19 protein-coding genes and 1 pseudogene are annotated in these 22,103 nt (G+C 72.0%); 16 read left to right on the forward strand and 4 right to left on the reverse strand.

The features are described 5' to 3' along the window. Positions 1–95: 95 nt before the first annotated feature. From WBQ80_RS00435 to WBQ80_RS00465, 7 genes are all read left to right on the forward strand, one after another. On the forward strand, positions 96–788 hold the full coding sequence (locus WBQ80_RS00435) for a DivIVA domain-containing protein (protein ID WP_337282435.1): 693 nt from the start codon (positions 96–98) through the stop codon (positions 786–788). Then, positions 778–1,392, forward strand: a complete 615-nt coding sequence (gene lspA, locus WBQ80_RS00440; RefSeq protein ID WP_336573540.1) for a signal peptidase II — start codon at positions 778–780, stop codon at positions 1,390–1,392. Before WBQ80_RS00435 ends, lspA begins: the two co-directional genes overlap by 11 nt. A gap of 1 nt (position 1,393) precedes the next feature. Further along, complete coding sequence (locus WBQ80_RS00445; RefSeq protein WP_336573539.1) at positions 1,394–2,314, forward strand: RluA family pseudouridine synthase; 921 nt, start codon at positions 1,394–1,396, stop codon at positions 2,312–2,314. A 75-nt stretch (positions 2,315–2,389) separates the two neighbouring features. Next, the gene (gene dnaE, locus WBQ80_RS00450; RefSeq protein ID WP_442892734.1) at positions 2,390–5,920 is read left to right on the forward strand and encodes a DNA polymerase III subunit alpha; all 3,531 of its coding nucleotides are present in this window, start codon (positions 2,390–2,392) and stop codon (positions 5,918–5,920) included. 47 nt (positions 5,921–5,967) lie between these two features. Continuing rightward, positions 5,968–7,281 carry a histidinol dehydrogenase gene (gene hisD, locus WBQ80_RS00455; RefSeq protein ID WP_336573537.1) on the forward strand — a complete coding sequence of 438 codons (1,314 nt, stop codon included), beginning with the start codon at positions 5,968–5,970 and terminating at the stop codon, positions 7,279–7,281. A 24-nt stretch (positions 7,282–7,305) separates the two neighbouring features. After that, positions 7,306–7,779, forward strand: a complete 474-nt coding sequence (gene nrdR, locus WBQ80_RS00460; RefSeq protein WP_310521727.1) for a transcriptional regulator NrdR — start codon at positions 7,306–7,308, stop codon at positions 7,777–7,779. 13 nt (positions 7,780–7,792) lie between these two features. Beyond that, positions 7,793–8,848 carry a quinone-dependent dihydroorotate dehydrogenase gene (locus WBQ80_RS00465; RefSeq protein WP_336573536.1) on the forward strand — a complete coding sequence of 352 codons (1,056 nt, stop codon included), beginning with the start codon at positions 7,793–7,795 and terminating at the stop codon, positions 8,846–8,848. 50 nt (positions 8,849–8,898) lie between these two features. Here WBQ80_RS00465 and WBQ80_RS00470 read toward each other — a convergent pair whose 3' ends face one another. Beyond that, complete coding sequence (locus tag WBQ80_RS00470) at positions 8,899–9,957, reverse strand: App1 family protein (protein WP_442893181.1); 1,059 nt, start codon at positions 9,955–9,957, stop codon at positions 8,899–8,901. 111 nt (positions 9,958–10,068) lie between these two features. On the opposite strand from WBQ80_RS00470, the gene WBQ80_RS00475 reads away from it, so the two are divergent. From WBQ80_RS00475 to WBQ80_RS00495, 5 genes are all read left to right on the forward strand, one after another. Beyond that, positions 10,069–10,728 (forward strand): TetR/AcrR family transcriptional regulator, encoded by a 660-nt coding sequence (locus tag WBQ80_RS00475; protein ID WP_336573297.1) that lies wholly within the window; start codon positions 10,069–10,071, stop codon positions 10,726–10,728. 110 nt (positions 10,729–10,838) lie between these two features. Then, positions 10,839–11,651, forward strand: coding sequence for an ABC transporter ATP-binding protein (locus tag WBQ80_RS00480; RefSeq protein WP_336573296.1), 813 nt, complete (start codon positions 10,839–10,841; stop codon positions 11,649–11,651). After that, positions 11,648–12,331, forward strand: coding sequence for an ABC transporter permease (locus tag WBQ80_RS00485; RefSeq protein ID WP_336573295.1), 684 nt, complete (start codon positions 11,648–11,650; stop codon positions 12,329–12,331). Before WBQ80_RS00480 ends, WBQ80_RS00485 begins: the two co-directional genes overlap by 4 nt. Next, a complete protein-coding gene (locus tag WBQ80_RS00490; RefSeq protein WP_336573294.1) occupies positions 12,265–13,071 on the forward strand; it encodes an ABC transporter permease in 807 nt (268 codons plus the stop codon). The genes WBQ80_RS00485 and WBQ80_RS00490 overlap by 67 nt, the downstream gene beginning before the upstream one ends. Beyond that, a complete protein-coding gene (locus WBQ80_RS00495; protein WP_336573293.1) occupies positions 13,068–14,000 on the forward strand; it encodes an ABC transporter substrate-binding protein in 933 nt (310 codons plus the stop codon). The genes WBQ80_RS00490 and WBQ80_RS00495 overlap by 4 nt, the downstream gene beginning before the upstream one ends. Before the next feature lie 149 nt (positions 14,001–14,149). Here WBQ80_RS00495 and WBQ80_RS00500 read toward each other — a convergent pair. The 3 genes and pseudogenes from WBQ80_RS00500 to WBQ80_RS00510 all read right to left on the reverse strand — a co-directional run. After that, a pseudogene (locus WBQ80_RS00500) lies at positions 14,150–14,788 on the reverse strand (DedA family protein); the annotation flags it as partial. 44 nt (positions 14,789–14,832) lie between these two features. Beyond that, on the reverse strand, positions 14,833–15,759 hold the full coding sequence (locus WBQ80_RS00505) for a M56 family metallopeptidase (protein WP_336573291.1): 927 nt from the start codon (positions 15,757–15,759) through the stop codon (positions 14,833–14,835). Position 15,760: 1 nt separating this feature from the next. Next, positions 15,761–16,132, reverse strand: coding sequence for a BlaI/MecI/CopY family transcriptional regulator (locus WBQ80_RS00510; RefSeq protein ID WP_336573290.1), 372 nt, complete (start codon positions 16,130–16,132; stop codon positions 15,761–15,763). A 110-nt stretch (positions 16,133–16,242) separates the two neighbouring features. On the opposite strand from WBQ80_RS00510, the gene WBQ80_RS00515 reads away from it, so the two are divergent. The 4 genes from WBQ80_RS00515 to cydC are packed head-to-tail and all read left to right on the forward strand — an operon-like array spanning position 16,243 to position 22,052. Continuing rightward, positions 16,243–17,655 (forward strand): cytochrome ubiquinol oxidase subunit I, encoded by a 1,413-nt coding sequence (locus WBQ80_RS00515; RefSeq protein ID WP_336573289.1) that lies wholly within the window; start codon positions 16,243–16,245, stop codon positions 17,653–17,655. A 12-nt stretch (positions 17,656–17,667) separates the two neighbouring features. After that, positions 17,668–18,672, forward strand: coding sequence for a cytochrome d ubiquinol oxidase subunit II (gene cydB, locus WBQ80_RS00520; protein WP_336573288.1), 1,005 nt, complete (start codon positions 17,668–17,670; stop codon positions 18,670–18,672). 1 nt (position 18,673) lies between these two features. Next, entirely contained in the window at positions 18,674–20,308 is a 1,635-nt protein-coding gene (gene cydD / locus WBQ80_RS00525; RefSeq protein ID WP_336573287.1) for a thiol reductant ABC exporter subunit CydD, read from the forward strand. After that, positions 20,301–22,052 (forward strand): thiol reductant ABC exporter subunit CydC, encoded by a 1,752-nt coding sequence (gene cydC, locus WBQ80_RS00530; RefSeq protein WP_336573286.1) that lies wholly within the window; start codon positions 20,301–20,303, stop codon positions 22,050–22,052. The genes cydD and cydC overlap by 8 nt, the downstream gene beginning before the upstream one ends. The last annotated feature ends 51 nt before the right edge of the window (positions 22,053–22,103 follow it).

Below are 22,103 nucleotides of genomic sequence, written 5' to 3' on the forward strand. Positions count from 1 at the left end.
ACGCCGCGTGTCGCGGCACTGCGTCCGCTCGGGTCTCTTTGCTACCGTTAGCTGCACGTGACCGACAGTTCGACAGATTCGAGGGATGGGAAGCCATGGCGCTAACTCCGGAAGATGTGGTCAACAAGCGCTTCCAGGCGACGAAGTTCCGGGAGGGCTACGACCAGGACGAGGTCGATGACTTCCTCGACGAGGTGGTCGTCGAGCTGCGCCGGCTCAACCAGGAGAACGAGGAGCTGCGTCAGCGCCTCGCCGCCGCCGAGGCCCGCTCGTCCGACGGTGCACCCGCACCCGCACCCGCGCCGGCGGCTCCCGCTCCGGTCTACGCCGAGCCCGCGGCCGCGCCGCCGACGGTCGCCGTGCCCACGCACACCGCGACGCCGCAGTCCGAGCTCGACGAGCAGACGAGCACCACCAACCTGCTCCAGCTCGCGCGCCGCCTGCACGAGGAGCACGTCCGCGAGGGCGTCGAGAAGCGCGATGCGCTGATCGCCGAGGGCCACGCGACCGCGGCGCGCATCGTCGCCGAGGCCGAGGCGAAGCAGCGTGCGCAGATGGGCATCCTCGACCAGGAGCGGATGGCGCTCGAGAAGCGCGTCGACGAGCTCCGCGTCTTCGAGCGCGACTACCGCGCCAAGCTCAAGAGCTACATCGAGGGCCAGCTCCGCGAGCTCGACACGGCGCAGCCCGTGCAGGTCTCGGGCGGCGCAGGGTTCTCGGCGCCCGTCGGCGCGCAGGGCATGAGCAACGAGCAGCCCTCGCCGACGTTCCAGGGCTTTGCCGGCTGAGCGCCCGGCCAGGGTCGGCATCACCGCGCTGCTCATCCTGGTCGGCGTCGCCGTCACCGTCTACGGCGTCGACCAGGTGAGCAAGCAGTTCGTGGTCACGACCCTCGCCGAGGGCGAGGTCGTGCCGGTGCTCGGGAACGTCCTGCAGTGGCAGTTCGTCCGCAACCCGGGCGCCGCGTTCTCGATCGCCAGCGGCATGACGTGGATCTTCACGATCCTCGCCGCCGGCGTCATCACGTTCATCGTCTGGTTCGCCCGCCGCATCCGCTCGATCGCGTGGGCCCTCGTGTTCGGGCTCCTGCTCGGCGGCGTGCTCGGCAACCTCACCGACCGGCTCGTCCGGGAGCCGGGCTTCGGCGTGGGCCACGTGATCGACTTCATCTCGACCCCGTGGCTCATCCCGGCCATCTACAACGTCGCCGACATCGCGATCGTGTCGAGCATGGTGCTCTTCATGATCCTGACGATCCGGGGTGTCGGGCTCGACGGCAGCCGAACGAGCCGCGACGAACAGCGACCCGCCGCCGATCCGGCCACGACGGACCCGCCCGAGCGCGAGGCGCCCGGCGGCAGGCCCGGGGTCGAGCTCGCGCGCGAGTCCTGAGATGGAGCACCGTTCGCTGCCCGTCCCCGACGGGCTCGACGGGTCGCGCGTCGATGCGGGCCTCGCGAAGCTCCTGGGGTTCTCCCGCACGCAGGCCGCCGAGGTGGCGTCGGCGGGCGGCGTGCTCCTCGACGGCGCCGTGGTCGACAAGTCCGATCGGCTGCGTGCCGGGTCCTGGCTCGAGGTGAGCTGGGCTCCGCCGCGCGCACTCGAGATCGAGGCCATCCCGGTGCCCGACCTCGGGATCGTCCACGACGACGACGACCTCGTGGTCGTCGACAAGCCCGCGGGCGTCGCGGCGCACCCGTCGCTCGGCTGGGAGGGTCCGACGGTGGTCGGCGCACTGGCGGCCGCGGGGTACCGCATCTCGACGTCGGGCGCGGCCGAGCGCCAGGGCGTCGTGCACCGTCTCGACCAGGGCACGAGCGGGCTCATGGTGGTGGCGAAGTCGGAGCGGGCCTACCGCGACCTGAAGCGCCAGTTCCACGACCGCGAGGTCGACAAGGTCTACCACACGATCGTGCAGGGCCATCCCGACCCGCTCGCGGGCACCATCGACGCGCCCGTGGGCCGCCATCCGCGGTCCGAATGGAAGTTCGCCGTGACCGCGGACGGCAAGCACGCCGTCACGCACTACGCGACGCTCGAGGCGTTCCCGTACGCGTCGCTCCTCGAGGTGCACCTCGAGACCGGGCGCACGCACCAGATCCGCGTGCACATGGCGGCGCAGCGGCATCCGTGCGCCGGCGACGCGATGTACGGCGCCGATCCCACGCTGAGCGCCCGCCTCGGGCTCGAGCGGCAGTGGCTGCACGCGAAGGAACTCTCGTTCGTGCACCCGGGAACCGGCGAATGGACGACCTACGAGTCGGACTACCCCGCCGACCTGCAGCACGCCCTCGATGTCCTCGGCGGCGACTGAGCGACGCATGCCGCGTCTGGAGCTCGCACGTCGGCGGCCCGCAATACACTGTGAGCACCCCCGAAGCACCACCCGATGAGGAGCCCTGTGGCCGCCGATTCCTTCGTCCACCTGCACGTGCACTCCGAGTACTCGATGCTCGACGGGGCGGCCCGGGTCGGCGAGCTCATGAAGGCCGCGGCGGCCGAGGGCATGCCGGCCGTGGCGATGACCGACCACGGCAACGTGTTCGGCGCCTACGACTTCTGGAAGCAGGCGACGGACGCCGGGGTGAAGCCCATCATCGGCACCGAGGCGTACCTGACGCCGGGCACGCACCGCAGCGACAAGACCCGCGTGCGCTGGGGCAACGGCGGCGGCGACGACGTGTCGGGGTCGGGCGCGTACACGCACATGACGCTGCTCTCCGAGACCACCGAGGGCATGCACAACCTCTTCCGCCTCTCGAGCCTCGCCTCCATCGAGGGCTACTACTTCAAGCCGCGCATGGACCGCGACCTGCTGCAGACGTACTCGAACGGGCTCATCGCGACGACCGGCTGCCCGTCGGGCGAGGTGCAGACGCGGCTGCGACTCGGGCAGTACGAGGAGGCCGTGCAAGCGGCCGCCGAGTTCCGCGACATCTTCGGCAAGGACAACTTCTTCGCCGAGATCATGGACCACGGCCTCGGCATCGAGAAGCGGATCATGGACGACCTGCTCCGCCTCGCGAAGCAGCTCGACCTGCCGCTCGTCGCGACGAACGACCTGCACTACACGCACGCGCACGACGCCAAGAGCCACGCGGCGCTGCTGTGCGTGCAGTCGGGCTCGACGCTCGACGACCCGAACCGGTTCAAGTTCGACGCCGACGAGTTCTACCTCAAGACGGCCGCCGAGATGCGACACCTGTTCCGCGATCACCCCGAGGCGTGCGACAACACGCTGCTCATCGCGGAGCGGTGCGACGTGCAGTTCAACACGAGCGCCAACTACATGCCCCGCTTCCCCGTGCCCGAGGGCGAGAGCGAGCAGAGCTGGTTCGTGAAGGAGGTCGAGCGGGGACTCCACGACCGGTACCCCGGCGGCATCCCCGACGACGTGCGCACGCAGGCCGCGTACGAGGTCGAGGTCATCAACCAGATGGGCTTCCCCGGCTACTTCCTCGTCGTCGCGGACTTCATCAACTGGTCCAAGCGCAACGGCATCCGGGTGGGCCCCGGACGCGGATCCGGCGCCGGCTCGATGGCCGCGTACGCGATGCGCATCACCGACCTCGACCCGCTCCAGCACGGCCTGATCTTCGAGCGCTTCTTGAACCCCGATCGCGTCTCGATGCCCGACTTCGACGTCGACTTCGACGAGCGTCGTCGCGGCGAGGTCATCAAGTACGTGACCGAGAAGTACGGCGACGAGCGCGTGGCGCAGATCGTGACGTACGGCACGATCAAGGCCAAGCAGGCGCTGAAGGACTCGAGCCGCGTGCTCGGGTTCCCGTTCGGCATGGGCGAGAAGCTCACGAAGGCGATGCCTCCCGCCGTCATGGGCAAGGACATCCCGCTCTCCGGCATCCTCGACAAGGACCACCCGCGCTACAAGGAGGCCGGCGACATCCGAGCCCTCATCGAGACCGACGCCGAGGCGAAGACGGTCTTCGAGACGGCGCTCGGACTCGAGAACCTGAAGCGCCAGTGGGGCGTGCACGCCGCGGGCGTCATCATGTCGAGCGAACCGCTCATCGACATCATCCCGATCATGAAGCGGGAGCAGGACGGCCAGGTCGTCACGCAGTTCGACTACCCGGCGTGCGAGGCGCTCGGCCTGATCAAGATGGACTTCCTGGGCCTCCGGAACCTCACGATCATCGACGACGCGCTCGACAACATCGAGGCGAACCGCGGATTCCGGCCTGTGCTCGAAGACCTCGCGCTCGACGACGCCGAGGCGTACCGACTGCTCGCGCGGGGCGACACGCTCGGCGTGTTCCAGCTCGACGGCGGGCCCATGCGCTCGCTCCTCCGCCAGATGAAGCCCGACAACTTCGAGGACATCTCAGCCGTCATCGCGCTGTACCGCCCGGGCCCGATGGGCGCGAACTCGCACATCAACTACGCGCTCCGCAAGAACGGCCTGCAGCCGATCACGCCGATCCATCCCGAGCTCGAAGAGCCGCTGAAGGACATCCTCGACACGAGCTACGGCCTGATCATCTACCAGGAGCAGGTCATGGCCATCGCGCAGAGGGTCGCGGGGTTCAGCCTCGGACAGGCCGACATCCTGCGCCGGGCCATGGGCAAGAAGAAGAAGTCGGAGCTCGACAAGCAGTACGAGGGCTTCTCGGGCGGCATGAAGGCGAACGGCTACTCGGATGCCGCGATCAAGACGCTGTGGGACATCCTGCTGCCCTTCTCCGACTACGCGTTCAACAAAGCGCACTCGGCCGCGTACGGCGTGCTCAGCTACTGGACCGCGTACCTCAAGGCGCACTACCCGGCCGAGTACATGGCCGCGCTCCTCACGAGCGTGGGCGACGCGCGCGACAAGCTCGCCCTCTACCTCAACGAGTGCCGCCGCATGGGCATCAAGGTGCTGCCGCCCGACGTGAACGAGTCGATCGGCTTCTTCGCCGCCGTCGGCGACGACATCCGCTTCGGCCTCGGCGCGGTGCGCAACGTGGGCTTCAACGTCGTCGACGCGATCCGCGCCGCGCGCGACGCGAAGGGCCGGTTCGAGTCGTTCCACGACTTCCTGAAGAAGGTGCCCACGCAGGTCGCCAACAAGCGCACGGTCGAGTCGCTCGTCAAGGCGGGTGCGTTCGACTCCCTCGGCCACACGCGCCGCGCCCTCGTCGAGATCCACGAGGGCGCCGTCGAGGCGGCCGTGAAAGAGAAGCGGGCAGAGGAGAACGGCGACGTCGGATTCGACTTCGACAGCCTCTTCGAGGACCACGAGAAGGAGGCCGCGCCCTCGCCGGTGCCCGACCGTCCCGAGTGGTCGAAGCGCGACAAGCTCGCGTTCGAGCGCGAGATGCTGGGCCTGTACGTGTCCGACCATCCGCTGGCCGGACTCGAGGCGACGCTCGCGAAGCACGCGTCGACCACCATCACCGACCTCATGAGCTCGGATGCCACGCAGGACGGCGACGTCGCGACGATCGCGGGCCTCGTGACGAGCGTGCAGCATCGGGTGGCCCGCCAGAGCGGCAACCAGTACGGGATGATCCAGGTCGAGGACTTCTCGGGCGAGATCACCGTGATGTTCATGGGCAAGGCGTACCAGGAGTTCGCGCCCGCGCTGCGGGGCGACTCCATCGTCGTCGTGCGCGGCCGCGTGAGCCTGCGCGACGACGGCATGAACCTGCACGCCTACAGCGTGTTCGAGCCCGAGGTCGGCCAGGGCGACGAGAACGGCCCGGTCGTGATCTCGCTGCCCGACGTGCGAGCCACGACCGACACGATCTCCGCGCTCGGCGATGTGCTGATCCGGCACCGCGGCGACACCGAGGTGCGGCTCAAGCTCACCAAGGGGCGCACCGCACGCGTGTTCGAGCTGCCCTACCCCGTCGCGGTGAGCGCCGACTTCTACGGTGAGCTCAAGAGCCTCCTCGGCCCGAACTGCCTCACGTGACGTGCGCCCAGCGGGCGTCCGGGCGTGATCGATAGGCTGGGCGCGCCATGCTCCGCACGATCGATCTCCGCGACTCCCGTCCCTCCGCCAGCGAACTGCTCGCCCTCGTCCCGCGCGCCGCGACCGACGTCGCGGCGGCCCTCGAGCCCGCCCGCGAGCTCATCGACGACGTCCGCGCACGCGGCGAGGCGGCACTGCTCGACCAGGCCGAGCGCTTCGACCGCGCCCGGCCCCCGGCCGTGCGCGTGAGCGCCGACGAGCTCGCCGCCGCGCGCGACGCGCTCACCGGCGAGGTGCGGGCCGCCGTCGAGTCCACCATCGAGCGCGTCCGCGCCGCGAGCGCCGCGCAGGTGCCGGCACCGGCCACGACGGTGCTCGGACCCGGCGCGATCGTCGAGCAGCGGTGGCAGCCCGTCGCGCGCGTCGGGCTCTACGTGCCCGGCGGCAAGGCCGTGTACCCGTCGAGCGTCGTCATGAACGTGGTCCCGGCGCAGGTCGCGGGCGTGCGGTCCATCGCCCTCGCCTCGCCCGCGCAGGCGGCGCACGGCGGGCGCATCCACCCGACCATCGCGGGGGTCGCGGCGCTCCTCGGCATCGACGAGGTCTACGCGATGGGCGGCGCCGGGGCCATCGGCGCCTTCGCGCACGGCGTCCCCGACCTCGGCCTCGAGCCCGTCCAGCGGGTGACGGGGCCGGGCAACGTCTTCGTGGCCGCCGCGAAGCGGCTCGTGCAGGGCGTCACGGGCATCGACTCCGAGGCGGGTCCCACCGACATCCTCGTGATCGCCGACGAGTCGGCCGACGCCGACCTCGTGGCGTCCGACCTCGTGAGCCAGGCCGAGCACGACGAGCTCGCCGCCGCGGTGCTCGTGACCAACGCGCCGGAGTTCGCCGACCGCGTGCTCGAGCGCCTCGCGGTGCGCGTCGCGGCCACCCGGCACGCCGCGCGCATCCGCACGGCGCTCGAGGGCCCGCAGTCGGCGGTCGTGCTCGTGGCCGACCTCGAGCAGGCGGCCGACTTCGCCAACGCGTTCGGCGCCGAGCACCTCGAGATCCAGGTGCGCGACGCCGACGCCGTGCTCGCGCGCATCGAGAACGCCGGCGCGATCTTCATCGGACCGTACTCGCCCGTGAGCCTCGGCGACTACGCCGCCGGATCCAACCACGTGCTGCCGACCGGCGGCCAGGCGCGCTCGGCGGCCGGCCTGTCCGCGGCGACGTTCCTGCGCCCGCAGCAGGTCGTCCGGTACGACGAGGCCGCGCTGCGCGAGGTCGCCCCCGTCATCGCCGCCCTGTCGGCCGAGGAGGACCTGCCGGCCCACGGCGAGGCCGTGACCGCCCGGTTCGGCGACCGACCCTGACCGCGCCGCTACGCTGGGAGCACCATGCACTGCCCGTTCTGCCGCCACCCGGACTCGCGCGTCATCGACTCTCGCACGAGCGATGACGGACTCTCGATCCGTCGGCGCCGTCAGTGCCCCGAGTGCGGGCGGCGCTTCTCGACGACCGAGACGGCGAGCCTGGCCGTGATCAAGCGTTCGGGCGTCATCGAGCCGTTCAGCCGCGAGAAGGTCGTGCTCGGCGTCAAGAAGGCGTGCCAGGGCCGCCCGGTGACCGACTCCGACCTCGCCGTCCTCGCGCAGAAGGTCGAGGAGACGATCCGCTCGACGGGCGCATCGCAGATCGAGGCGAACGACATCGGTCTCGCCATCCTCCCACCGCTGCGCGAACTCGACGAGGTCGCGTACCTGCGGTTCGCGAGCGTCTACCAGGCCTTCGAGTCGCTCGAGGACTTCGAGTCGGCCATCGGGCAGCTGCGCGAGGAGCACGGGCGCCTTCCCGCGCGTCCGGTCGAGTAGCCTGTCCCACGGCATGTATCGACTCCTCTTCTCCCAGGTCCTCTCCCGCATGGACCCGGAACGGGCCCATCACCTCGCCTTCGGCGTCATCCGCCGCCTGCCGGCGCTCGGCATCGGCCGCCTCGTCGAGCGCTTCACGGCGCCCGACCCCGAGCTCGTCGTCGAGGCGCTCGGGCTGCGGTTCCCGTCGCCGTTCGGCGTGGCCGCCGGCTTCGACAAGGATGCGCTCGCGGTCGTGGGCCTCGGCAACCTCGGCTTCGGCCATGTCGAGGTGGGGACCCTCACGGCGCTCGCGCAGCCGGGGAACGAGCGGCCGCGCATGTTCCGGCTGATCGCCGACCGGGCGCTCGTCAACCGCATGGGCTTCAACAACGGCGGGGCGGATGCCGCAGCGGGCCGCATCTCGCGGCTCTCGCGTCGCGCGCACCGCCCGGTCCTGGGCGTCAACATCGGCAAGAGCCGCGTCACGCCCGTCGAGCGCGCGGTCGAGGACTACGTGCGGAGCACGAAGGTGCTCGCGCCGTACGCCGACTACCTCGTCGTGAACGTCAGCTCACCGAACACCCCGGGCCTGCGCGGGCTGCAGGAGCTGGACGCCCTGGCGCCCCTCCTCGAGGCCGTCCGGGATGCGGCAGGCGGCACGCCGCTGCTCGTGAAGATCGCGCCGGACCTCGACGACGCCGAGATCGTGCGCATCTGCGAGCTGGCGGTCCGCCTGGGGCTCGACGGCATCATCGCGACGAACACGACGATCTCGCGGGCCGGCCTCGTGACCCCCGCTGCCGACGTCGAGGCGATCGGCGCGGGCGGCCTCTCCGGAGCGCCCCTCGCCACGCGCTCGCTCGCGGTGCTGCGGCTCATCCGCGAGCACGTGCCCGCCTCGCTGTGCGTGGTCTCGGTCGGCGGAGTCGAGACCGCAGAGGACGTGCAGGAGCGGCTGGACGCCGGTGCGACGCTCGTGCAGGGCTACACCGGCTTCATCTACCGCGGACCGTTCTGGGCGCGGCAGGTCAACCGCGGCCTCGAGCGGCTCCGCCGGGAGCGCGGCGTCGCGGCATCCGTCGCCTGACCGTCGCCGGGAACGGCCGGCCGTGCGCCGCCTGCCGCCGGCACCGCCCGTCAGAGCATGCCGATGTCGTTGAGCCGGTCGGCGAGCGTGGCGCCGTCGCTCGCCGAGACCCAGGGCACGTCGGCCCCGTGCTGCTCGGCCTTGGTGCGCCCGCCCGCCAGCACGGCCTCGCCGGCGGAGAGCTCCCGGATGGCGATGGCGGCGACGCGCTCGGGATGCTCGGCCGCGAACGCGGCGTAGAGCTCCTCGTCGTGCTGGCCGTCGTCGCCGATGAGCAGCCAGCGGACGTCGGGGAACTCCTCGGCGAGCCGCCGGAGGTTGTCGGACTTGTGCTCGCGGCCGCTGCGGAACCAGCGGTCGTGCGTGGGACCCCAGTCGGTGAGCAGGATCGGCCCGGAGGGGTACAGATTGCGGGAGAGGAAGCGCGTGAGCGTGGGAGCCACGTTCCACGCGCCGGTCGACAGGTACACGACGGGCGCACCCGGATGACGCCGGACCAGCCGCTCGTACAGCACCGCCATGCCGGGAGTGGGGCTGCGGGCGTGCTCGTCGAGCACGAACGTGTTCCAGAACGCGACGAACGGGCGGGGGAGCGCGGTGACCATCACGGTGTCGTCGATGTCGGACACGATGCCGAAATGGACGTCGGGCGCCACGACCCAGATCGGGGCCTCGACCGGCTCGGAGCCCTCGACCTGGAGCACCGCCCGATTCCATCCCGGCTCGAGTCGGGCGGGGACGCGCGTGTCGACCACGCCGCCGCGATCGGCGAGCACCTCGATGCGTTCGCCGCCCACCTCGATCGAGACCCGGACCTCGCCGACGGGGACGCTCGTGAAGCTGCGCCACCCGCGGATGCCCTGCTCGCGGCGCCGCCGGCGGCGCTTGGACGTGGTCTCCGCGGACGCGGGCTTCGCCAGGAGGACGCGGCAGAAGACGCGCACCCACTCGGTCGAGCCGTAGCCCGTGTACGGCACGACCGTCGGGACGTGGCCCCGGCGCCGGGCCCAGCGCTCGCGGACGTCGTGGATCCAGTCTTCGAGGCGCGCGGCACCGTGCCGGGCCGGCCGCTGCCGGGAACCGGCCGGGACAGGGGAACTCACCGGCATCCCCTCAGTCTTTCATGCGCCACCGAGCACGGGTCAAACCCGCAGGGCCGGCCGCCGGGTCGGCGGCGGCGCGGGTCGCAGGTAGAGTGGTCCGGCAAGTGAGGAGGTCCCGTGCCCAACATCGACCTGATCCTCGGGACCGATCATGGCCGGAGGCGCTCGGTCCGCACCGAGCCGACGCAGCGCCGCAGCACCCAGCGGCTCGACGCGCTGCTCGACGCCGCTGCCGAGATCGTCGACGAGCTCGGCTTCGAGCGACTGACGACTCAGATGGTCGCCGAGCGCGCGGGCGCGTCGATCGGCACGGTCTACCGGTACTTCCCCGACCGCGTGGCGGTGCTGCACGCCCTGCGCGAGCGCAGCGTCCGTCGCTATCGCGAGCGGCTCGCCGAGGCGCTCGAGCAGGCCGAGCTCGACGAGTGGTGGCACGTCATCGACGCCGCCCTCGACGTCTGCGCCGAGCTCTACCGCGACGAGCCGGGTTTCACCGTGGTCCATGCCGCGCCGCGCGAGCTGTCCGAGCGCGACGGCGAGGCGGAGATCGCGCACCGCCTCGCGCTCCTGCTCGAGCACGACTTCGGCATCCGCAACGACGGCGAGACGCGGTTCCGGATCGGCATCGCCGTCGAACTCGGCGAGGCGCTCATCCATCGGGCGTTCGCACGCGACGCCGACGGCGACGTGCGCTACCTCGACGAGGCGCGGCGCGTGGTCCGCGACTACCTCGAGGCGCACCTGGCCGACCGGGTCGCCACGTCGTCGGCCGCCTGAGAACCTGCCGAGAGCGCTCCGAACGCGGGCGCCCCCGTTGCCACCGGCGCCCGTGAGGTGTTTGGCTTGAGGATGCGCCGACCGGCGCCCCGCGACGGGGGAGAGGCAGCATGATCGAGTTCCGTGGCGTCACCAAGGAGTTCCCGGACGGCACGGTGGCCGTCCACGACGTCGACATCGTCATCCCGCCGCACGAGACCACGGTGCTCGTGGGCTCGTCCGGTTCGGGCAAGACGACCCTGCTGCGCATGATCAACCGCATGGTCGATCCCACCGGCGGGCAGGTGCTCATCGACGGCACGGACGTCGCGACCCTCGATCCGGTCAAGCTCCGCCGCGGAATCGGCTACGTCATGCAGAACTCGGGACTGCTGCCGCACCGGCGCGTGATCGACAACGTCGCCACCGTGCCGCTGCTCCGCGGCGAGTCGAAGCGCGCGGCCCATGCGCGCGCGCTCGAGCTCCTCGACACCGTGGGGCTCGATCGGTCGCTCGCCGACAAGTACCCGTCGCAGCTCTCGGGCGGCCAGCAGCAGCGCGTGGGCGTGGCGCGCGGCCTCGCCGTCGACCCGAACATCCTGCTCATGGACGAGCCGTTCGGCGCGGTCGACCCGATCGTCCGCGCCGAGCTGCAGCAGGAGCTCCTGCGCTTGCAGGGCGAGCTCGGCAAGACGGTGGTCTTCGTCACCCACGACATCGACGAGGCGTTCCTGCTCGGCGACCAGGTCGTGATCATGCAGCAGGGCGGGCGGATCTCGCAGGCGGCGTCGCCGGCCGAGATCCTCGCGCATCCGGCCGACGCGTTCGTCGCCGACTTCGTCGGCGCGGAACGGGGCAAGCGCGCCCTGCACGTGACGGAGGTCGACGGACGCAGCATCGTCGTCGATGCCGACGGCCGCCCGGCCGGGGTCCTCACGTCGTGAACTGGCTCTGGTCGAACCTGGACCGCGTCGGCGAGCTCGTCGTGGTCCACCTCGCATTGTCGGTGCCCGCGATCATACTGAGCTTCGTGCTGTCGGTCCCGCTCGGTTGGGTCGCCCACCGGTACCGGTGGTCGCGCGGCGTCCTGCTGTCGCTCGTCGGGCTCCTCTACGCGATCCCGTCGCTCGCGTTGTTCATCGCGCTGCCCGCCGCCACCGGGCTGAGCCTGCGCTCGCCCGTCAACCTCGTGATCGCGTTGACGCTGTACGGCATCGCCGTGCTCGTGCGCACCGCGACCGACGCCTTCGACGCCGTCGAGCGCGACATCCGCCAGTCCGCGACGGCCGTCGGCTACTCCGGCGCCGGCCGGTTCTGGGGGGTCGAGCTGCCCCTGGCCGGGCCGGTGCTGCTGTCGGGCCTCCGGGTCGTCATCGTGAGCACCGTGAGCCTCGCCACGGTGGGCGCGGTGATCGGGGTCCCGAGCCTCGGCAGCCTCTTCACCGACGGCTTCCAGCGCGGCATCCAGGTCGAGATCATCACGGGCATCGTCGCGACGATCCTCCTCGCCCTCCTGCTCGACTGGCTCGCGGTGCTCCTCGGGCGCATGCTCATGCCGTGGACCCGGCCGTCGCGCACGCGGCGCGCGCCGTCGGTCGAGGCGACCGCGGGGGCCGGGTCGTGAACCTCTTCGCCGACGCGTTCGCCTGGCTCGCCGACCCCGCCAACTGGAGCGGCGCGGGCAGCATCCCGCAGCGCATCGCCGAGCACCTGTGGATCTCCGCGGTCGTGCTCGTCATCGCGGCCGTCATCGCACTGCCCGTCGGCGCGTACGTCGGGCACACGGGGCGCGGTCGCGAGCTCGCGGTCATGGTGTCCGGCGGCCTCCGGGCCCTCCCGACCCTCGGGGTGCTCACGCTGTTCGGCACCTGGCTCGGCATCGGACTCCGGGCGCCGATCATCGCCCTCGTGATCCTCGCCATCCCGCCGCTGCTCGCCGGAGCCTACGCCGGGTTCGAGTCCGTCGATCGCCGGACGATCGACGCCGCCCGGGCGATGGGCATGCGCGAGCTCCAGGTCGTGGGCAAGGTCGAGCTGCCGCTCGGCCTGCCGATCGTCGTCGGCGGCATCCGGTCGGCGACGCTCCAGATCATCGCGACGGCGACGCTCGCCGCCTACATCGCCGACGAGGGCCTCGGCCGGTTCATCTTCAGCGGACTCAAGACCCGCGACTACGCCGAGATGCTCGGCGGCTCGATCCTCGTGATCCTCCTCGCGCTCGTCGTCGACGGGCTGTTCGCGGCGGCGCAGCGGCTCGTCGTGCCCGCGGGCGTGCGCGCCACCCGCACCAGAGAGCTCCGTCCGGGACCGGCCCGGTCCCGGACGGCCGTGGGGCAACCCATCACCGAAGGGAACAGGCAATGACCACAGCAGGAAAAGGCCGGCTCGTCGCACTGGCGGCGGTCGCGGTCGGGGCGACAGTGGCCCTGGCAGGGTGCGCCTCGAGTGATCCGCTCGACAGCGGATCGGGCGACGGGGGCGGCACCGGCGGCTCGGAGACGATCGTCGTCGGCTCGCAGGACTACTACTCGAACGAGATCATCGCCGAGCTGTACGCCCAGGCGCTCGAGGAGAACGGCTTCACGGTCGATCGGCAGCTCCGGATCGGCCAGCGCGAGGTGTACATCCCCGAGATCGAGGACGGCGCGATCGACGTCTTCCCCGAGTACACGGGCAACCTCCTCCAGTACTACGTGCCCGACACCGCGGCCACCACGGCCGACGACGTCTACGCCGAGCTCGAGGGCGCACTGCCCGAAGGGCTCCGGGTGCTCGAGCAGTCGCCCGCGACCGACCAGGACTCGTACAACGTGACGCGCACGTTCTCCGAGGAGAACGGCGTCACGAGCCTCGCCGACCTCAAGGACGTGTCGACCCCGATCACGCTCGGCGGCAACTCCGAGCTCGAGACGCGCCCGTACGGTCCCGAGGGGCTCCAGTCGGTGTACGGCGTCGAGGTCGCCTTCACGCCCATCGAGGACAGCGGCGGCCCGCTGACCCTGAAGGCGCTCGTCGACGACCAGGTGCAGATGGTCAACATCTACAGCGCCGACCCCAACATCGCGGCGAACGACCTCGTCACGCTCGAGGACCCCGAGGGACTCTTCCTCGCGTCCAACGTCGTCCCGGTCGTGAGCGAGAAGGTCACCGACGAGATGGCCGAGGTCATCGACACCGTCAGCGCGGCCCTCACCCCCGAGGACCTCGTCGCGCTCAACGCGCTGAGCGTCAACGAGCAGCAGTCGGCCGACCAGATCGCGAGCGACTGGCTCGCCGAGAAGGCGCTGTTCTAGCGGTCCCGACGACGATCCGAGGGGTCGGTCGCTTCGGCGGCCGGCCCCTCGTCGTGCGCCGGTCGGGGCCCCTCGAGCCCCTCGACGGGCTCGGTCGGCTCCGGCGCGATGCCGTGCGGGGCGACCGCCGCGCCGGCGTCGTGCACCGCGTCATCCTCCATGTGCCTCGCCTCGAGTCGCATGAGGACCTTCTTCGCCGCCCAGACCCCGACGAGGAAGAGCACGATCACGCCGACGAACAGGTAGCCCGCCCAGTGCAGGTCGTCGCTCAGGCTCCGGTACCCGCCCGCCGCGGCGCTCCCGACGCTGACGTAGGCGAACGACCAGATGACGCACGCGGGGGTCGTCCAGGCCATGAACCGCCGGTACGGCATGTCGCTCATGCCGACCGTCAGCGGCACCAGCGAGTGCAGGACCGGGAGGAAGCGCGAGATGAACACCGCAGGACCGCCGCGGCGCGCGAGGTAGCGACGCGCGCGATGCCAGTTGTGCTCGCCGATCCGCCGTCCCAGGCGCGACCGCTCGATGCGGGGCCCGAACCATCGACCGAGCGCGAAGCCGATGCTCTCGCCGATGAGCGCGCCGACGATCACCGCGAGCGCGAGGGCGAGGTACTCGACGGGTCCGTCGACCGCCGTCGAGGCGACGATGACGATGCTGTCGCCCGGCACGACGAGTCCCACCAGCACCGAGGTCTCGAGCATGATGCCGAGGCCGGCGAGCAGCGTGCGCAGCACGGGGTCGACACCTTCGACGATGCCGAGGATGCCGTCGAGCAGCTCGTTCACCCTTCCGAGCCTATGGCGTGCCTCCCCGATGCGGCTGTGAGCCGTCAGAAGGCCATGGCGGCGAGGACCACGACGGGTGTCGCCACGATCACGCCTGTCGCGATCCAACTCGCGGTCCGCGCCCCGGTCGAGAGCGGATGCCGCCCCGGCTCGAGCCGCTCGAGCCGCTGTTCGAGCATGGCGGCGTCGGGGTTCACGCCGCCGGCATCGGCGTACGCCCCGGGCTCGCCGGCGCTTCCGACGAGGACGAGCGCGCGTCGGAGCGGCTCGGCGCCGGTCGCGCGGCGCGCGGCGTCGTCGGCGAGGAGCTCGGTGAGCAAAGCGACCGCCCGCTCGGCGCGGTTCGCGATGGGGAACCAGGGGAGTGCTCCGTGCCAGGCGCGGAACGCGAGCAGGACCAGGTGGTGGAACTGGTCGAGGTGGGCGCGCTCGTGGGCGACGACGGCGTCGAGCTCCTCGGCGTCGAGCAGCTCGACGAGGCCCTCGGTGATGACGGTCGCGGTCCGGATGCCGGGGACGCAGTACGCGACGGGCACGGGGTGCGAGAGGACGCGGGGCCCGGCCGGGTCGACGGTCGGCTGCGCGAGGAGGTCGACGAGGCGATGCTGCCGGCGTCGGGCGCGCTCGGCGCGCACGGCCGTGGAGAGCAGGTTCAGCGCGAGGTGCACGGCGAGCCCCACCGCGAGGGTCAGTGCGGCGAGGTGGACGACCCCGTAGCCGTCGGGGACGGGGCCCGCCGCGAACGCGGGCAGCAGGTCGGCGGCGGCTCCGGTGATCGATCCGCCCGGCGCGGCGCCGAAGACGAGGAGCGATCCGATCATGGAGAGCGCGCCGCCGAGGGCGATGCCCTGCCACAGGGCGAGTGCGGTGGCCGGCGAGCGCGCCGGCCAGGACGCGCGCGCGAGCGCGACGGGGATGGGCCAGGCGAGCGCGAGCGCGACGACGCCGAGCAGGACGGCGGCGGCGACCACGTCAGCGGCGCACGAGCTCGTCGAGGAGGCGATGCAGCGTGCGGGCCTCGCCGTCGCTGACGGTGCCGACGAAGCGTGCCAGTGCGGCGTCGCGGTCGGAGGACGACGAGAGCACCTCGTGCATCAGCTCGGCGGTGTGCTCGGCGCGGGAGAGCAGCGCACGGTAGCGGTGGGGGCGGGCCTCGCGGGCCCGCGTGACGAAACCCTTGCGCTCCAGGCGCGAGAGCACGGTGAGCACGGTGGTCGTGGCGGGCGTGCGCGACGGGTCGGCGGGGTCGGCGAGGTGCTCGCGCACCTCATTCGCCGTGAGGGCGCCGTCGCTCGTCCAGAGCTGTTCCATCACGGAGCGCTCGAGGTCGCCGAGTCCTGCCATACGACGAGGATACCGCGCGCGGGCCCGTTGGTTCTACACGATGTAGAAAAGTGCTCTACGCTGTGTAGAAGAATCGCGACGCCGTCACTCCCACGAAAGGGGCCCCCGCAGTGAACGAGCTCCTCGACCCGCTCCTGCTCGCCAGGTGGCAGTTCGGCCTCACGACGGTCTACCACTTCCTCTTCGTCCCGCTGACGATCGGCCTCGCGACGACCGCGGCCGTCTTCCAGACCGCATGGGTGCGCACCGGGAAGCTCGAGTACCTCCGCATCACCCGGTTCTTCGGCACGATCTTCCTCATCAACTTCGCCATGGGCGTCGTGACGGGCATCGTCCAGGAGTTCCAGTTCGGCATGAACTGGTCCGAGTACTCGCGCTTCGTGGGCGACGTGTTCGGCGCGCCCCTGGCACTCGAGGGCCTGCTCGCGTTCTTCCTGGAGGCGACGTTCATCGGGCTCTGGATCTTCGGCTGGAACCGCCTGCCGCAGAAGCTGCACCTGGCGACCATCTGGGTCGTCGCGATCGGCACGATCCTCTCGGCGTACTTCATCATCGCCGCGAACGCGTTCATGCAGAATCCCGTCGGCTACCAGATGAACGAGGAGCGCGGGCGCGCCGAGCTCGTCGACATCTGGGCGCTGCTCACCAACCCCGTGGCCCTCGCCGCGTTCCCGCACACCATCGCGGCATCCTTCATGGTCTCGGCCGGCCTCGTCATCAGCGCGGCCGCCTGGCACCTCGCCCGCAACCAGCACCTCGACACCATGCGGCCCGCGCTGAAGTTCGGGCTCTGGACGATGGTCGGCGCCGGTGCGCTCACCGTCCTCTTCGGCGACCAGCTCAGCCTCGCGATGGTCGCCACCCAGCCGATGAAGATGGCGGCCGCCGAGGCGACGTACGACACCGTGTGCGGGGCGGATGCCTCGTTCTCGCTCTTCACGCTCGGGACGCCGGACGGGAGCACCGAGCTGTTCTCCATCCGCGCGCCGTACCTGCTCGCGCTGCTGTCGACGCACACGCTCGACGGGTGCGTCGAGGGCATCAACGACCTGCAGGCGCTCTACACCGACCTCTACGGGCCCGGCGACTACACGCCGATCATCTGGGTGACCTACTGGTCGTTCCGCTGGATGATCGGGCTCGGCATGCTGCACATCCTCGTCGCGGTCGTCGGCCTCTGGCTGACCCGCACGGGACGGATGCCGCGTCAGCGCTGGGTGTGGACCGTCGCGATCTGGAGCTTCCCGCTCTCGCTCATGGCGATGATCGTCGGCTGGGTGTTCACCGAGATGGGACGCCAGCCCTGGATCGTGTTCAGCCTGCTGCCCACCGAGTCGGCGGTGTCGCCGAACGTCACGGGCCTCGAGGTGCTGATCTCGCTCGTCGCCTTCACCCTGATCTACGGCGCGCTCGCGGTCGTCGAGGTGAAGCTGATCCTGCAGGCGATCCGCACGGGGCCGCCCGAGATCGCCGCGCCGGACCCGGAGACGGGCGAGGTCGAGCACGTCGCAACGGTCTACTAGGAGGAGACGGACATGGATCTCGCAGTGCTCTGGTTCTGGATCGTCGCCTTCCTGTTCGTGGGCTACTTCGTGCTCGACGGCTTCGACTTCGGCGTCGGCATGTCGCTGCCCTTCCTCGCGAAGGACGACACGGACCGGCGCGTGCTCATCAACACGATCGGCCCGGTGTGGGACCTCAACGAGACCTGGGTCATCGTGGCGGGCGCCGCGCTCTTCGCGGCGTTCCCCGAGTGGTACGCCACGCTGTTCTCCGGCTTCTACCTCGCGCTCCTGCTCATCCTGCTCGCGCTCATCGCGCGCGGCGTCTCGTTCGAGTACCGGCACCAGCGGCCCGAGCTCGCGTGGAAGCGCCGCTTCGACACGATGATCGTCATCGGCTCGGCGGTGCCCGCGCTCCTCTGGGGCGTCGCGTTCGCCAACATCGTGCAGGGCGTGCCCCTCGACGCCGACCACAACTACACCGGCACGCTCTTCGACCTGCTGAATCCGTACGCGCTGCTCGGCGGACTCACGACCCTCCTGCTGTTCTTCACCCACGGCGTCGTCTTCGCCGCGCTGAAGACCGACGGCGAGATCCGGGAGCGGGCCCGCCGCCTGGCCGGCCGCTCGGGCGCCGTCACCATCGCGGTCGCGGCGGGCTTCCTGGTGTGGACGGGGCTCGCCCACGGCACCGCATGGTTCTGGGCGCTGGCCGCCATCGCCGCACTGGCCCTCATCGGCAGCTGGCTGGCCAACGGACGCGGCGCCGAGCGCACGGCGTTCGCGCTCATGGCCGTCACCATCGGCGCCGCGGTGTTCGGCCTGTTCGCCGCGCTCTTCCCGGACGTCATGCCCGCCTCGAACGACCCGGCCAACAGCCTCACGATCGCGAACGCGTCGAGCACGCCGTACACGCTCACGGTCATGAGCTGGACCGCGCTGGTCTTCCTGCCGCTGATCCTCGCGTACCAGGGCTGGACCTACTGGGTGTTCCGGAAGCGCGTGACCCGGCAGGCGATCGACGCCGCGGCCCACTGACGTGCGCCCGCTCGACCCCCGCCTCGTCCGCCGCTCACGTGCGGCGCGCGGCTTCCTCGCGGGCGGCGCCGCGCTGGCGCTGCTGCAGGCCGGTTCCACGATCGCGTTCGCGTGGGCGCTCGCGTCGCTCGTCGTCGGGCTCATCGAGGGCGCGGTGCCGTGGGGCGTCGAGCCGGTCCTCGCCGTGCTCGTGCTCGCGGCATCCGTTCGAGGGCTGGCCGGATGGCTGTGGGAATGGCTGGGCTCGGCCGGCGCCATGCGCGTGAAGTCGGAACTGCGCGACGACCTGCTCGCGTCGCTCGAAGCCCGGCCCGGCGACGCCCGCGGCACGGCCACCGCCGACGCGGCCACGCTGCTCGGACCGGGGCTCGACGCGCTCGACGAGTACTTCGGCCGGTACCTGCCGCAGCTCGTGCTCACCGCGGTGTCCACGCCGCTGCTCGTCGCCGCGGCCTGGGCTGCCGACTGGGTCTCGGGGCTCATCCTCGTGATCGTGCTGCCGCTCATCCCCGTCTTCATGGCGCTCATCGGCATGGCCACCGAGGTCGTGCAGCGACGACAGTGGGAGCGGCTGCGCTCGCTCTCGCGCGGGTTCCTCGAGGTGGTGGGCGGGCTCTCCACGCTCATGGTGTTCGGCCGCGCCGAACGCCAGGTCGGTCGCATCCGCTCCGTCACGGACGACTACCGATCGAGCACCATGAAGGTGCTGCGCGTGACCTTCCTCTCGGGCTTCACGCTCGAACTCGCAGCGAGCCTCTCGGTCGCCCTGGTCGCCGTGTCGATCGGCCTCCGCCTCGTCGCGGGCGACATGTCGTTCGCGCCAGGGTTGTTCGTGCTGATCCTGGCGCCCGAGGTGTTCCTGCCCATCCGCAACGTCGGCGCCGCATTCCACGCGTCGACGGCGGGGCTCGAGGCGTCCCGCGAGGCCCTCGACGTCCTCGAGGCAGAGCAGGGCGGTGCGCCGCGCGCGGGCGCGATCGACGCGGGCGACACCCCGGCGACGGATGCCGCGGGCCTGCAGATCCGCGACCTCCGGGTGATCCGCGGCGGACGGGTCGTGCTCGACGGGCTCGACGTGGATGCCGCGCGCGGCGAGTTCGTCGTCGTGACCGGGGCGAGCGGATCGGGCAAGTCCTCGCTCGTCGCGGCGATCCTCGGCTTCGCCGCCCACGAGGGCACCGCGACCCTCGACGGCGACCCCGTCGGCACCGGCACGCGGGCCCGGGTCGCGTGGGCGGGGCAGACGGCCCAGCTCCTCGAGGGCACCGTGGCCGAGAACGTGCGGCTCGGCGCCTCCGATGCGCCCGACGAGCTGGCGGGGCGCGCCCTGGCCCTCGCGGCCGTGGCGACCCCGCCGGAGACGATGCTGGGACCGGGCGGCGCCGGGCTGTCGGGCGGCGAGGCGCAGCGCGTCGCGGCGGCTCGCGCCATCCACCGACTGCTGGCGATCGATGCGCCGCTCCTCGTGCTCGACGAGCCGTCGTCGTCCCTCGACCTCGACCGCGAGGCCGAACTCGCGGCCGGCCTCCGGGAACTCGCCGCCGAGGGCCGGATCGTGCTCGTCGTGACCCACCGCGAGGCGCTCGCCGCGCACGCCGACCGGGTCGTGGCCGTACGGGAGGCCGCCCATGCGTGACGGGACCCGGGCCGTGCTCCGGCGGGCCGTGCCGCCCGTGCGACGGCTGCTGCCGGCGATCCTCCTCGGGGTGCTCGCGGGCCTGTCGAGCGTTGCGCTCCTCGCCGCGAGCGCCTGGCTGATCGCTCGCGCGGCCGAGCAGCCGCCGGTGCTCTACCTCTCGCTCGGCGTCGTCGGCGTCCGGGCCTTCGCGCTCGGGCGGGCCGTGTTCCGCTACCTCGAACGGCTGGCGGGCCACGATGCAGCGTTCCGGCAGCTCGCCGAGATCCGCGCGGACGTGTTCGAGCGGATGCTGCCGGTCGCGCCGGACGGGATCGCCGCCAGCCGGCGCGGCGACCTGCTCGCGCGCTTCGTCGGGGACGTCGACGAGCTCCAGAACGTCTCGCTCCGGATCGTGCAGCCGCTCGTCAGCGCCGCGATCGTGCTCGCCGCGGCCGTGGCGGGGCTCGCCTGGCTCGCGCCCGGGTCGGCGGTCGCCGTCGCGGGGTGCCTGGCGATCGGCATCGCGGTCGCGGTCGTGGCGCAGCACGTGCTCGCCTCGCGGGCCGACGCGCGCCTGGCCCCGCTGCGCGGGCGCCTCCAGGCCGCCGTCGTCGAGCACGTGCAGGCGCTCGACGTGCTCATCGCGTTCGACGCCGCCGAATCGGGGCGCGCGCGCATCCGACGAATCGGCGCGGGGCTGGAGCGCGCGACGCGGGCGCGCGCGGCCGCGCAGGGCTTCGCCGCCGCGGCGATGAGCGCGGTGGGCGGGATCGCGGCGGCCGCGAGCCTGGCGGCGGGGGCGCCGCTGCTCGCGGGCGGCCGCATCGACGCACCGACCTTCGCGGTGCTCTGCCTGGTGCCGCTCGCGATCGCCGAGGTCGCCACGGCCGTCCCCGTCGCGATCGGGGGCCTCCGGACCGTGCGCGTGAGCGCCTCGCGAGTGGCCGAGGCGGTGCCCGACGAGGTGCCGCCCGAGCTGCCTGCCCCCTCGTCGGGGTACGAGTCCACGGAGGCCGTGCCATCCGCGTCCGGCGGCGCGCCGTCGATCCGGCTTCGCGGCGTGCGGGCGAGCTGGCCGCGGCGCGGCGCGGCATCCGACGACCCGAACGCGACGGACGCCCCGCGCACGCGCTCCCACGACGGGCACGACCTCGCGAGCTTCGACCTCGACGTCGCCCCCGGCGAACGCGTGCTCGTGGAGGGGCCGTCCGGCGCGGGCAAGACCACGCTGGCGCACGTGCTGGTCCGCTTCCTCGAGTACGACGGCTCCTACCGGCTGGACGGCGTCGAAGCGCGCGAGCTCGACCCGCGGCGGGTCCGGCGGACGGTCGGCCTGGTCGAGCAGCGCCCCTGGCTGTTCGACGAGGACCTGCGGCAGAACCTGCTCTTCGCCCGAGACACGGCGAGCGATGCGGAACTCCTCGACGTGCTCGACCGCGTCGGACTAGGCCGCTGGGCGGCCCGGCGGGGCGGGCTCGATGCCCGCGTCGGCGAGCGGGGCGCACTGGTCTCGGGCGGGGAGGCGCAGCGGATCGCGTTGGCTCGCGCCATGCTCGCGGACTTCCCGGTCCTCGTGCTCGACGAGCCCACCGCGAGCGTCGATCCCGATCGCGCGGACGCGCTCCTGCGCGACCTGCTGGGTGCCGCCGGGAGCGACCGCACCGTGATCCTCATCTCCCACACGGGCGCGCCCGCGGACCTCGTCGATCGCGGCGTCCGGCTCGGACGTCCGGCTCCGCGCGCGCCGATCGCGGCCGGTTGAAACCGCCTCCACGCAGATTTCCGTCGCCGGACGCACGCTCGTTGCGTCTGA

Origin of the sequence: Agromyces sp. CCNWLW213 (genome assembly GCF_037199545.1) — a bacterium.
Lineage (GTDB): Bacteria > Actinomycetota > Actinomycetes > Actinomycetales > Microbacteriaceae > Agromyces.